Here is a 13,781-nt window from a genome sequence, read left to right on the forward strand (position 1 = left end):
CTGTGCCCACGGAAAGCGAAGTAATTAGTCGGAGCGTTGCCAATACGCATAAAACATTTCAAAATAACTACTTCAACCAACACAATCATTGCGCTGAATTTATACTTTCTTTCCTTTTAAGCAAAAATAAGTAAAAACCGCTGAAAAGTAGCACACAAATTATAGTGGGCAGTCTTCGTTTTATGCATGCGCTACATCAATGGTAGACCTAGCAATTCGAATTATTAATTCTGTGAAAGTGCAAGATACGGCATTATCATTACTAATAATTATGATACCAAGTGATATATTTTCACAAACACAAAAGCATAAGCGACCAATGAGCTGGCCGCTTATGCTTTTTGGGGGTTCCATTGTTTTTTACTTTCATTCGTTTCCTTAACTCTTTTTGCTCTTAGGTAAATGAAATAATAACCTAGAAAACAGATAATTGCAGGCAAAATCCCACCATACAACACAAGAAATACGGGATGTAGCCAGTATAAAATATACAGGCAAACACCTGAAACACCAATTATAGAAACGGTATAATGCGGAAAACCTATACTCATTATGATAGATTTTTTAATGGATGCAATAAATGTAAGGTGATAATGTACACTATCCGCAAAGAAATAACTCGTAAATGCTAATAAAAACATAGTAAGAGCGAGGTAAATATAAGACAATCCAGAACCTAACTCAATCCCTGCTAATTGATAATTGTAAATCCAAACAAACCAAAGAACAGTAATCGTTATCCCACCTACAAGACTGCGAGCATAATTTTGTTTATATGTCTTCCAGAAATAAGATAGTAATCTATCATCCTTCTTATATAACACCCCTCTTCTAACTACCGCAAACATTGCATTAGTGGCAGGAAAGAAAATAAAGGGGAGTAACAGTATGATGATGATAAGAAGCAAATACAGTTCATCCATACTGTTTACTGTTAATGTAGCCAGTACCATATACACGATTGGAAAATTAAAAATGACCCATATCATATTTACCAGTAGTAATTTCATCATCCAATACGATATTTGATAAAATCTACCGATCATTCCCATCGATTCCATGATGATTTACTCCCCTTCCATTTAATCATTTATTGCCCAGCCATAACCGCTAGATTCTCTTGCCACTTTTCAGTTTGAAATTCAAGGAGTTGTTGATAACCTACATCCTGAGCCGCTGTTTCAGCTTCGGCCATTATCTGCTCGACTTCTTCATCGCTTTGTGCATAAACTGCTTTGGCACGAGCCTCCTCAAAAATTTCTCCTACACGTTGCTGGATAATCCCTTCCTCACTTTCGGGGATCGGACTAATATTCAAATATTGTGTTGCATCATATTGGGTATCCCATGTAATTGTATTTTGCCAGTGTGTCGTCCAATTACGATGTTCCTCAGGTAATGTTTCTTCAAATTTAGCTTTCGCTGTATCTAAGAAATTTGAATTCCCATTCCATTGAAAATTCGCTGTATCTTCTTCCACTTTCGCTAAACCTTCAGGATCCTCATAGTATTTTTCCGTAAATTGCGGGAATCCTTCTTCATCAAATCCATCCCAATATTCTCCCTCTGGACCAAATATGAGGGAAGCCTGCCCTTCAGGCCCTGTTAGCCAATCCAAGAAAGCAAAAACCTTCTCGGGATCTTCCGCACCTTTAGTGATAACACTTACATTCCACCCCATCATATTATAAGAACCTGGGTAAACTTCATTTGGATCTAATCCTTCTTTATGAATGGGATGAATCATGAAATATCCTCCATCAGGATCTTCTTCCAATAGATTATAGTGACCAGTTCTGGCATGATCAGTTGGACTTGCAGATGCGAAAACAGCTATGTTACCTGATGTGACTTTCTCAATAACCATATCCTGATCTTGTGTTAAAGCGTCTTGAGTAAGCAATCCTTCACGGAACAATTTACTAACATATTGTAAAGATTCAATATAATTCTCATCCGTAAAAATGGACGTTAACTGATCTCCGTTCGGGACTGCTACATTGTTAATATTAGCAGGTGATTCTCCCTCGGCAAAAGCAGAATATAAAACATTAATACCTTGACCATCTATACCTGTTTCAAACGGAATAACATCTGGATATTTGTCTTTTACTAATTGTAAGTATTCATATAAATCTTCTGTAGTCTCTAAAGGAGGAGAACCTAAATCCTCATAAATTCCTTTATTTACGACATACCCAGCATTGCCAAATGAGCTCGAATTATACCAGTTCGGAAATTGATATAACTTGCCGTCATCTGAACGAAGCATATTAATACCTTCTTCACCGAACCAGTCTCTTAAATTTGTATACTTATCAAGATAAGGATCCAATGGGACAAGTGCTCCACCTTCTCGTAATCTTTCAACAGCTGCCCCACGATCTGTCCAAATAAAATCAGGCAGCTCATCGCCTGCAATCATCGTGGTTAATTTTTGTTCAGCATTCCCGCCACCGTCAATCGCAGTTATATCTACTTTTTTATTCTCTTTAATCCAAGCTGTTGCTACATCATCCCCCCATCCAGGCATGGTGTACCAGTCATAATTGCCAAACATTGAAATTTCCAGTGGCTCCTCACCTAATACAAATACGTCATCCTCCTCACCTGCTTCATCGTTTGTTTCAGAATCATCTGTCTCTTCTTCTACACTTTCAGTGGTATCACTATCAGAACATCCAGCAACAATGCCAATAGTTAATAGAAATACAAGTAATAGATACCAATGAAAACTCTTTTTCCTCATTGCACACAACCCCTTTTTCAATTAATTATTATTTAAAGCATGTAGCCTTAAACCAATGTCATTGCACTACTCTTTCAATGATCCGATTAGTACCCCTTTTACAAAGTGTTTTTGGACAAATGGATAAACTAGTATAATTGGAATCGTTGCTACCATCATGGTAGCCATTGATAAAGATTTTCCAGTAACTTTCGCTACATTGGACATGTGCGCTAAAGCTCCCGCATCAAGCTGACTCATTTGTGATGTTACAGTATTGGAATTCAATACTTGTCGAAGTAAAGTCTGAATTGGTATCAAGTTCTCTGAAGAAATATAAATACTAGGGAAAAACCAATCATTCCAATGGAACACTGCTGTAAACAGGGATAACGTTGCGATAACAGGTCCTGACAAAGGTAGCACAATCCGGAAGAAAATTTGCCAGTTTCCACATCCATCTATCTTGGCTGATTCCTCCAGCCCTTTAGGTAGTTGTTGAAAGAAGGTACGGAAAATAATCATATTCCACACTAATACAAGTGTTGGGATAATCATCGCCCAAAAAGAGTCCATTAGCCCTATTCCTCTAACTAGTAGAAATGTAGGGATTAATCCGCCACTAAAGAACATGGTTAACAAACAGAAAATCATAAAAAATTTTCTACCAATCAATTCTTTTTTGGACAAACCATACGCCAGTAATGCAGTAACTAGAACAGATAGAAAAGTACCAATTACCGTCCTTAACACAGAGATCAAAAAGGCATTCAATAACCTTTTATCCTGGAAAACGATTTGATAATTTTCCAATGTGAAATCTCTTGGCCAAAAAGTTACACCGCCTAGCATAGTGTCCTGCCCACTATTAAAGGAAATCACTAACGAATTCCAAAATGGATAGAACGTTACAAAGCCCAATAAAATTAGAAAAATATATATGCTAACTATCATGATTCGGTCACCAAATGTCGGTTTTATCATTAGTTCTTCACCTCTTCTCTTTCTTTACCAAAGACTATTGCCATTCCTGCGAGCGATATAATTTGCCAACGTTAACAAACCAACACTTATAATCGCTTTAAATAATCCAATTGCTGTTGCATAGGAATACCTTCCGCTTCCAATCCCTACCCGGTAAACATAGGTATCAATGACATCGGAAACAGACCGTAATATTGCCGAATCTCCTAAAATTAATAAATCTTCGAAACCAGCATTTAATAAATTTCCAACTTCTAAAATAAAAAAGATAACAATGATAGGCATAATCGAGGGAATCGTTATTAAAAAGATTTGCTTAAATCGACTTGCCCCATCTAATGCTGCTGCTTCATAAAGCTGCGGATCCACTCCTGCAATTGCCGCAATATAAACAATCGAAGCAAAACCAATCGATTTCCATAGATTAGTAGAAACGATAATCGTCCAAAAGTATTCAGGGATTGCTAGAAAACTAATCGGTTCATCAATCAACCCTATTTTTTCTAATGCAATATTTAAACTGCCATTGTCAGTTGATAATATCGACATCGCAAATCCAGCAACGATTACCCATGACAAAAAGTGTGGTAAATAAGTGATGGTTTGTACCGTTCTTTTGAAGGCCATGTTTTTTACCTCATTTAACATAAGAGCTAGCATGATTGGTGCCGGAAAACATATTAAAATCTTCAATCCACTAATAACAAAGGTATTTCGCATGATTTCCAGAAACCTTGGATCAGAAAAAAACATTTTAAAATGCTCTAGTCCAACCCATGTGCTCCCCATCATTCCCTCAAATATGTCATAATTCTGAAAAGCCATTAACACGCCATACATCGGTATATAGTTAAAAATAAAAATAAAGACCAGACCAGGAATAACCATCATTTGTAAGTCAAGTTGGCCAAAGTATCTTTTGAAAAAGCTTTTCTTCTTATTAGTTTTTATACTTTTTGTGATAACCTCGGATTTCACATTCATTTGTCTCCTTACCCCCATTTTTTGAAATCAAAAACGACTGTACTTCACGTTCCTGGCAAAGTCATGGCAATTGCTACACATAAAAAAGGAGAACATAAACTCCTAGACATTTCTAAGATGATTATGTTCTCGTTGATTAGTTTTTATTGGTTAAGATAACTATACCAATTTTCGAAGTGTAATGCAATCCTTTTTTTGCATTTTTGTTCAGTTTTTCTTTTATAGGATTTTTTTACTAATTTCCTTCGATGCTATTGAATTAAACACTTTTATCCTCTATGATATATAATGTAAGGGGTTTCTTTTTATAGTAGAAAAGGAGGTGGAATTCGAAATTATTGGGGCTCTTACTAATATCTTTCACTTCAATAGGTATAGACTTCTAGTATTATAATCAAGGAGGAGAAGAGATGAGTGTGAAAATGAATAATCTAAGTTATCTAAAGGTTGGATTGATGGTTGTTGGATTATTTTTTATGTCGTTAGCTTTTACTACAATTGTTTCAGCACACGGATATGTTAGTAATCCCGAAAGTAGAGCTCTGTTATGTGCAGATGGCGTTAATGTTGATTGTGGGGCTGTAGTGTATGAACCACAGAGCCTTGAGGGGCCTGGTAACTTTCCTGAAGCAGGGGTACCAGATGGGCAGATTGCCAGTGCTGGAGGTGTCTTTCCTAAATTAGACGAACAATCAGAAACTCGTTGGACAAAGGTTCCAATGTCAAGTGGCGCCTTTACCTTTGAATGGACATTAACTGCCGCACATGCTTCCTACAATTGGGATTACTATATTACAAAAGAAGGCTGGGATCCTAATTCTCCGCTAGAACGATCAGATTTTGAATTATTCTGTACGCATAATGATAATGGGCAGCGTCCTGATTTTACGACAACACATGATTGTGAAATTCCTCAAAGGTCAGGATATCATGTTATTCTTGCGTATTGGGAAGTAGCGGATACAGCAAATGGTTTCTATCAAGTAATTGATGCTAACTTTGATGGGGAATTTGAGCCAGGAGATCCCGGGGAACCAGGAGAACCTGATCCGGAAGACCCTGGCGACACACCGGAGTGGGATCCAAATGCTGTTTATTTAAATGGTGATCGAGTTTCTTATAATGGAAACGTTTATCAAGCAAAGTGGTGGACACAAGGAGATACTCCTGGTGAATCAGACGTATGGGAATTGGTAAACGGGGATGCACCTGAAACACCTGAACAACCTGAAGCTCCAGAATGGTCCAGCACCACTGCATATAATGGTGGAGACCGTGTTACGTATCAAGGTGTCTTATATGAAGCACTCTGGTGGACACAAGGTGAAACGCCTGATACAAGTAGTGTATGGGTTGTTGTGAACTGAGACTCAAAATACATTAAAAAATAGATCTATAATAAAGAACACTACCCCTGTTTCAAAATATTTGATACAGGGGCTTTTACATTAGAATCACCTGTTAAAAAATAAAAAAGTAGTTCAGTCAGGAGTACAAGTTGCCTGCACTCCAGAACTAAACTACTTAAAGTGACTTCAGTTGTTTTAAGACAGGCACACCATCAATCGGTACCGCTCCAATCGTTTTCTTATAAAAATCCACGGGACCAGCATCACCAATGATTGCATACGCATAACCTTTAGCACGTAATTGAAACAAGCTAGCCAACAACAACTGATAACCAATTCCTTGACCTCTTGCACCTTCTTTCACTCCAGTTGGCCCAAAAAAGTTTGGAAATGTTGTATCATAACAGGCAAAACCTAAAATTTCATTATCTTGAACTGCAATTAAGCAGTTAGCAGGTACCTTTGTGCAAGCCACTTCACATTCACTTACCCAGTTTTCAGAAAAATGCTCACGGACCCAATCTACCACTTTATGTTTTTCTGGTGGTAAAACCGTTCGGATTTGATAGCTTTGCGTCTTATCAAATGAAGCTTCAGGTAATGAATATAAATTGACTAACATATCTGCCATTCTCACAGCCCCCTTAAAAATTTTAAACAAGTCGGTTTCATCATTTCATATTTATCAGGTAATGGTTGTAATGTACCATCTGAGCTAATTTTCAGTACCGTGATCAAGTCACTATGTTCATTAGCAACCAAAATAAATGCACCATCAGGCGTTACAGCAAAATTTCGTGGCCAGCGCCCTAGTGTTGATACCTCATCATGAAAGGTTAGCACGCCATCGGTAAGCACCTGAAAAACAGTAATAGAATCCCTTCCTCTATTCGATACATATAGGAAATGATTATCTGGAGAAAAGTGTATATCCGCACAATAATTATCTATCTCTTCGTCTGGAGGTATAGTAGCAATTTCCTGAATAAGCTCCATCTCTAACTTGTCTTCATTGAAGCAGTATACTGAAACAGTAGAACTGAATTCATTTGCAATATAAATGAATTGTCGATTCTGAGAAACAACTAGATGCCGTGGTCCCTTACCTTGTCCTAATTCAAATGAATGAATATGATGTAAGCAGTGTTGATTGCGAATTAATTGAAACAATGACAACGTATCCTGACCTAAATCCGTGACTAAAAAAGTATCCTGATCACCTAACGGATAACAAGTATGTGGATGTGAATGCTTACCTTGCTGAACAATCGGTAGTTTAATTGCATCACTACACGTTTCTATTGAACCATCTTCTTTTAACGGGTGTAACGAAATGTTTCCTTCCCCATAATTTGCGATTAATAAAAATTCTCCTTTTTCATCTGCATGAACATAACAGGGCCCTGATCCTTTTGTAGGCTGTCTATCCATTTCGATGAACTTCGAATCAAGCTGAAACCCTGCTACTTCTCCGTTATCCACCTCACTGACAGCATACAAGATGTCTAAATAAGGATGAATTGCTAAAAAAGAAGGGGAAGTAATCCCCTTTATCGTAGACTGTTTTTCAAATGAATGTGTTTTGGCGTTGTAAGTAACCAATTGTATCGATTCCTCATCTTCTTGCCCATATCCTCCAGCAAACATTTTATAGCTACTCAATTGAATGGATCTCAGTCCTTTCGAATATTGATTAATAGATTGGTAATACGTGAAAAAACACGTTTGGAGATGCCATCCGATAATAATAACTAGACCAACCTAAACCGGTTGTTTTATCTAGATTAGTATTAAACGGTAGCCGTTCTTGTTCCAGCTCCTCAATTCTTTCAATCTCCCCATTCGAATAGTCTGTAATTCGCTCTATCGCAGTTTCTAAACGAGCAATAAGTCCACCGTATCGAATATCGATCACTTCCCAGCCAAAAGGCTTATTAATGGTCAACCATTGCTTTTTATGGGCATTTCGCAAAACTTTGACCTTATCTATAATTACCGGTAAGTCTTCATCAGCTATTTGCCGTAAGGTTTCTACTTGTTGATTATCATAGGCTGTTTTTAGTTTGATACCGATAGCAGCCTTTTGTGCTAATACTGCCGATAATTTCTCTGGTACTTCAAAAATAAAGTCAAGCTCTAAACGTGGATCTCGTGACTGTTTTATCCTATTCTCCAATTGTTGATAATGAAGAGAAACGTCATGTTCTACCCCTTCTATATGTTTATCAAATAAGCCGAGAAGTACGTCTTGCCATAACAAAAATTTCGATGGATTTGTTTGATCCAAGTTTTCATTTGCCACTCCAGGAATGGCATCTAAATCATTTAATTGTAAAAAGGACTTCGCATCTAAACCAGTACAAAATTTAGTACGGGCATACCAATATTCCTTATCAACAGTAGTTTTGAATTGATGTTCTGCATACAATTGTAAACCAAGCATCGCCGAATAGTAGTTATTTTCATAACCATCATCACCCCATAAAGTAACAAAAACATCTTCTATACCTTCTTGCTTACATACTGTTAGAGCTGCTTCACTTGTTTTTAGTGACAGTCCATAATTCGTTGCGAAGGTATTCCAAACCCAAATACCACCAGCAAATGCAGGTGTTTGTCCCAATTGTTTATGTTTAGCAATCAATGCCTGATAATCTTCTTGTTCCGTATGATAATAATCCCAATACATTAGCTTGATATTGTCAGGTATTTTATTTTTCATAACCTCTGAAATTTCCGTTGACATATCATACTGATCATCCCCGGAATTAGATGCTAGCTTTAAAAACATGTCACTCCACATCATGACATCAAGTTCCAGTTTATCTGTTATTTCTTTTACCTGTCGTAAATGATCTGTCATCAAATCTATACGATCTTTATAGCCAAATTTATTTAAATAGATCCCTCTCCCTAATTCTTCGGCTTCATCCATACCAATATGAATACGTTTAGTTCGGAAAGGTTGAGCTGCAGCTTTAATCATTTTTCGCAAAAATTCATATGTTGCTTCCTGCTCCACTAACAAAACACCTCTTGTATCCTTCAGGTGTGCTGCTGCATCCCACTTCAAAAACTCTTCTAAGTGTGCAAGTGTTTGGATACAAGGAATCAACTCGATTCCAAATTGAAATGCATAATCATCAAGCTCTTGTAATTCCTGTTGGGAATAGCGCCCCCGCATATATCCAAAGTAAGGAAAATCTTTAACTTCATACGTATCTTCCATGTAAAGCATTGCTGCGTTAAATCCCATTAATGCCATTTTTCGAAGCATACCTTTGAATTGATCTACTCGCATCACGGCATTTCTAGACAGGTCAAACATCGGGCCAATTGTTTGAAAATGTGGTGTTTCTTTCATCATAAACGTTGCTTGTTCTTTACTGTGTTGAACAAATAAACCAATTGCTCTATAGACGTGATAGGCTTGACCATAAGAAATAAACCCTTCACCATTTCTGAACTCAACAACAGTATCCTTACTATCACTCTTCTCTATTGTTAATGGGATACCGTCTTCATGGAGGGTAAAATTAATTTCCTTCTGTAATTCTTCAATACCAGGTAAAAATGAGTGAAATTCTCCTTGTAATAAAATATACAAATGGATCACCCTTTCTTTTTTGATTGTCTCTCAATCGTTAGCCTTTGACTGCTCCAGATGTTGCTCCTTTTTCAAATGTCTTCTGAGCTAATAGATAGAAAATAAGAACAGGAATTACAGTCATCGCAATCGCTGCGGTCATTAAACCGTAATCTGTACCATACTGTGAACTTACATTAGATAATAACACGACGATTGGTGCTACTCTTTCGTGTGAAACTAATACTAATGAAGAGAATAAGTCGTTATACGACCAAAGAAATACGAAAATACCTACTGTTGCAAAGGATGGTAATGATATCGGCAAGAATACTTTTGTAAACATTCTAAAGCGGCCACAACCATCCATCACAGATGCCTCTTCTAATTCCTTGGGGATGGTCGCCATATAACCACTAATAACCAGGATCGCAAAAGGCAGGTTACCAGCAGTATGCGGAATAATCAGCGCCAGATATGTATTAACAAGGTCCATTTGAATCATCATTCGATAAACAGGAACAATCGTCGCAAATGCCGGGATTAGTAAACTTGCGATTAAGAGAGCTTGTAATACTCCTCTTAATTTAAATTGCATCCGTGCCATCGCAAAAGCCGCTAGACCACCAATAAATAACACAAGCAACACAACAGAACCAGATATTATAAAACTGTTTAAGTAGCTTTTACCAATATTGACAGTTTCAAACGCATTGACATAATTTTGCACAGTTGGATCAGATGGAATTTTAAACGTGTCCGTGATAATCTCCCTAGAATCCTTAAATGAATTTAAAAATACCCATGCTAAAGGAAAGATGGTAGTCATCGACCATAATGTAAGCACAACATAAATAAAGATTTTGCCGATTTTAGATTGGGAAAAATACCTTTCCTGAAACCTTTCCCAAAATGTTAACTGTTCCTGTGTATGAGTATGCAAAGGTGAACACCTCTTTTCCTTTTAGTACGTAACTTCTTCTTTCTGTAATAATTTGTTCGTGATAAATGCTAAACTTAAACCTAAAACAACAATTAACACTGCGATGGTAGCACCATATCCCATTGCCGTATCTTCAAATGCCTTCTGATACATGTAGGTTCCTAATACTTCAGAAGAACTACCCGGGCCACCTCTAGTAATAATGTAAACAAGTTCAAATATCTTTAACGTACCGGTAATGGCAAGAACAATACATGTTTTCAAATCACTGACAATCAATGGAATCGTCAGTTTAAACATTTTTTGAATGCCAGTAACCCCTTCTAACTCAGCTGCCTCGTAAAAGTCATTTGGGATTTTTTGAATGGCCGTTAATAAGATGACAAAGTAAAAGCCAACATAGTTCCAAATCGTTGGTATAGCTACCATATATAAGGAGGATTGCTCGGTCAGCCATAACACTCTTTCTAAACCAAGATTAACTAAAATCTCATTCAACAAACCGTTTCTGTAATTATAAATCAACGTAAATAATAACCCGATCGCAGCACCGGAAATAACGATTGGAAAGAAAAAAGTTGTCCGGTAAAAACCTGCCCCTTTCGTAATCGCGTTGACCATTATCGCTAGAACAAGTGCGATTCCTACCTGAAAAATAGTGACATACAACATTAACTCCAGTGAATTGAATAATGCCTCTCTAGCAATCTCATCATTCCATAACCGAACATAGTTATCTATCCCAATAAATGTAGAATTAAAGAATCCGTCCGTTTTGTAAAAGCTTTGCAAAATATTTTCTACAAACGGATAATACAAAAAGATACCTGTTATCACAAAAGCAGGTGTGAGAAAGAGAAAAATATACAACTTATCACCTTTCATGACGTCCTCCCTTCCAGATGAGCAATGAGGCTGACCCTGATCCAGGGACAACCTCCTATTTACTATCTAGTTATCTATTACTCTTCCATTCCAGCTGCTTCCTCTAATACTTGTTCACCAGTTGTGTTACCACTTACAATATTAGGGACGCTTGTCCGCATATGTGTGAACGCTTCCGGATAAATACGGTCGTTGATCGGTAATGCTACTGCTGGAGCATCACTGACTAATTGATGACCTGCTTCCAAATAAGCTGGTAAATCGTCCAATGCACCTTTAGCCGGTGGCTGCCCTGTTGCTCCGGCAATCCGGACAATCGTTTCTTCGGAAGTTAAATAGTTAAACAAATCTACCACAACATCACGTTTTGCTTCATCTTCATAGGATTTAGTACTGATAAACCATCCTTGAGATGCTCCACCGACAATCTCCCCAGTTTCACCTCCATCAGCATAAACTGGCATAGGTAAAACGGTAACATCTTCGCCCATACCTGCTTCTTCCAATTGCCCCCAGAACCAAGAGCCTTCGAAAATCATTGCTGCTTGTTCCTGTTTAAATAATTCTTGTGCCATTGCTAAATCAATTGTTGCTGCATCAGGTGTAAACGCTCCCATATCTGCATGTTTTTTTATGTTATCTAAACCTTCCGCCCATGATGGGTTTTGGTCTGCCAATTCTGCTGTATAATTTTCCATACCGCCTGCAGCAAGTGCGTAATGCTCTACTACATAATATGAGTCCTCTGTAGATGCTGCGATTGGAACAATATCTGTTTCAGCAAATGCTTCAATTGCTGCTTCATATTGCTCCCAAGTAGTAGGTAGTTCAATGCCGTTTTCTTCAAATAACTTCTTATTTACGAATAACCCTTCATAAAAACCAGATTGTGGTGCAGCATAAATGTTACCGTCGCTATGTCTTTGTTGTTCTAACATCGAATTAAATCCAGATAAGTCAATACCTTCCGCTTCTTCTAAGTTTACAACCTTTCCTTCTTCGATTTGCAACCTTTTTGTAACAAATGTTCACACACTTTTCACAAAAAATATACCATATATTTTTATTAGGTATAGACAACCATACTTTAAACTGGTATTCTATGATTAACAACTCATTCTCTAAAGGTGTGATCATAATTGGATAGACAAAAGATTTTAATTAAAAATATGGAAATATATGCAGAAAACCAGAAACTTCATAACGGATTCATTAAAATCAAGGATCATATCATCGAAGAAATTGGTACATTAGACCAATTAACAGCAGAAGAGGAGTACCGAGTCCTTGATTTTTCAGATAAAAATGTAAAGGCGATTCCTGGATTAATCGACGTTCATATACATGGCGCAAACGGAGCTGATGTGATGGATGGAACGAAGCAAGCCTTGCGAACAATGGCTAATACATTACCGAAAGAAGGAACAACTTCTTTTTTAGCGACCACTATGACCCAAAATAACGATGACATCGAACATGCGATTAAAAATGTCGTCTCCTATATGGATCAGCAAGAGTCGGGAGAAGCTGAAATTATCGGAATTCACTTAGAAGGACCGTTCATCAATATGAAGCGAAAAGGTGCACAGTCTGAAGCACATATTAAGGAACCAGATATTTCACTGTTTCAAAAATGGCATCAATTAGCGAATCAACAAATCAAGCTTGTCACACTTGCACCGGAAGTAAATGGTGGAATGGAATTTGTTCAACATTTAAAAAGTCAAGGCATCATTGCGTCAGCAGGACATACAGATGCTACCGCTGATGAAATTAAGACAGCAATCAAACATGGTTTGTCTCATATTACACATTTATATAACCAGATGCGTGGTTTTCATCACCGGGAACCAGGTGTAGTAGGTGCTGCTTGGCTACAGAATGAACTTATGGTAGAAATGATTGCTGATGGTGTTCATTCCACACCTGAAGCAATTCAGACAGCTTTTAAACTAAAAGGAAAAGACAGACTACTGTTAATAACAGATGCAATGAGAGCAAAGTGCTTGCACGATGGTCATTATGACTTAGGTGGTCAAAAGGTCAATGTCGTAGAACAAAAAGCAAGACTAGAGGATGGCACATTGGCAGGTAGCACTTTGAAATTGGGTGATGCACTGAAAAATATTATTCAATTTAGTGGTTGTACTTTCGAGGAAGCAATCGCCATGACTTCCGCAAATGCCGCTAAAGAATTGGGTATGATAAACAGAAAAGGTACCATCGCTGAGAAAAAAGATGCCGATATCGTTTTATTAGATGATAACAATGATATCATTCTTACACTTTGCCGGGGAGAAATTGCTTACGAAAGGATGTAAC

The 13,781-nt window shown here is 37.4% G+C and carries 12 protein-coding genes; 2 read left to right on the forward strand and 10 right to left on the reverse strand.

Annotation, left to right across the window (positions count from 1 at the left end; genetic code table 11):
- Positions 1–332: 332 nt before the first annotated feature.
- The 4 genes from GH715_RS13800 to GH715_RS13815 all read right to left on the reverse strand — a co-directional run bounded on the left by GH715_RS13800 (position 333) and on the right by GH715_RS13815 (position 4,696).
- Positions 333–1,061, reverse strand: coding sequence for a YesL family protein (locus GH715_RS13800; protein ID WP_153835801.1), 729 nt, complete (start codon positions 1,059–1,061; stop codon positions 333–335).
- A 29-nt stretch (positions 1,062–1,090) separates the two neighbouring features.
- On the reverse strand, positions 1,091–2,749 hold the full coding sequence (locus tag GH715_RS13805; RefSeq protein WP_153835802.1) for an extracellular solute-binding protein: 1,659 nt from the start codon (positions 2,747–2,749) through the stop codon (positions 1,091–1,093).
- Positions 2,750–2,815: 66 nt separating this feature from the next.
- Positions 2,816–3,712, reverse strand: coding sequence for a carbohydrate ABC transporter permease (locus tag GH715_RS13810; protein ID WP_018933928.1), 897 nt, complete (start codon positions 3,710–3,712; stop codon positions 2,816–2,818).
- A 24-nt stretch (positions 3,713–3,736) separates the two neighbouring features.
- Positions 3,737–4,696 (reverse strand): ABC transporter permease, encoded by a 960-nt coding sequence (locus GH715_RS13815; protein WP_153835803.1) that lies wholly within the window; start codon positions 4,694–4,696, stop codon positions 3,737–3,739.
- A gap of 410 nt (positions 4,697–5,106) precedes the next feature.
- On the opposite strand from GH715_RS13815, the gene GH715_RS21805 reads away from it, so the two are divergent.
- On the forward strand, positions 5,107–6,063 hold the full coding sequence (locus GH715_RS21805) for a lytic polysaccharide monooxygenase (RefSeq protein WP_153835804.1): 957 nt from the start codon (positions 5,107–5,109) through the stop codon (positions 6,061–6,063).
- Between the two features lie 157 nt (positions 6,064–6,220).
- Here the strand turns inward: GH715_RS21805 and GH715_RS13825 are convergent, their stop codons facing one another.
- The 6 genes from GH715_RS13825 to GH715_RS13850 form a co-directional block, all read right to left on the reverse strand.
- On the reverse strand, positions 6,221–6,676 hold the full coding sequence (locus GH715_RS13825; protein ID WP_018933919.1) for a GNAT family N-acetyltransferase: 456 nt from the start codon (positions 6,674–6,676) through the stop codon (positions 6,221–6,223).
- Between the two features lie 2 nt (positions 6,677–6,678).
- A complete protein-coding gene (locus tag GH715_RS13830) occupies positions 6,679–7,707 on the reverse strand; it encodes a lactonase family protein (RefSeq protein ID WP_153835805.1) in 1,029 nt (342 codons plus the stop codon).
- 31 nt (positions 7,708–7,738) lie between these two features.
- Positions 7,739–9,652, reverse strand: coding sequence for a beta-N-acetylhexosaminidase (locus GH715_RS13835; RefSeq protein WP_153835806.1), 1,914 nt, complete (start codon positions 9,650–9,652; stop codon positions 7,739–7,741).
- Between the two features lie 37 nt (positions 9,653–9,689).
- Entirely contained in the window at positions 9,690–10,574 is an 885-nt protein-coding gene (locus tag GH715_RS13840; protein WP_018933916.1) for a carbohydrate ABC transporter permease, read from the reverse strand.
- A 21-nt stretch (positions 10,575–10,595) separates the two neighbouring features.
- Entirely contained in the window at positions 10,596–11,459 is an 864-nt protein-coding gene (locus GH715_RS13845; RefSeq protein ID WP_018933915.1) for a carbohydrate ABC transporter permease, read from the reverse strand.
- Positions 11,460–11,536: 77 nt separating this feature from the next.
- Positions 11,537–12,469 carry an ABC transporter substrate-binding protein gene (locus GH715_RS13850; RefSeq protein WP_153835807.1) on the reverse strand — a complete coding sequence of 311 codons (933 nt, stop codon included), beginning with the start codon at positions 12,467–12,469 and terminating at the stop codon, positions 11,537–11,539.
- Between the two features lie 129 nt (positions 12,470–12,598).
- On the opposite strand from GH715_RS13850, the gene nagA reads away from it, so the two are divergent.
- Positions 12,599–13,780 carry an N-acetylglucosamine-6-phosphate deacetylase gene (nagA, locus tag GH715_RS13855; protein ID WP_153835808.1) on the forward strand — a complete coding sequence of 394 codons (1,182 nt, stop codon included), beginning with the start codon at positions 12,599–12,601 and terminating at the stop codon, positions 13,778–13,780.
- Position 13,781 lies beyond the last annotated feature (1 nt).

The organism is Gracilibacillus thailandensis (assembly GCF_010994055.1).
GTDB lineage: Bacteria > Bacillota > Bacilli > Bacillales > Amphibacillaceae > Gracilibacillus > Gracilibacillus lacisalsi.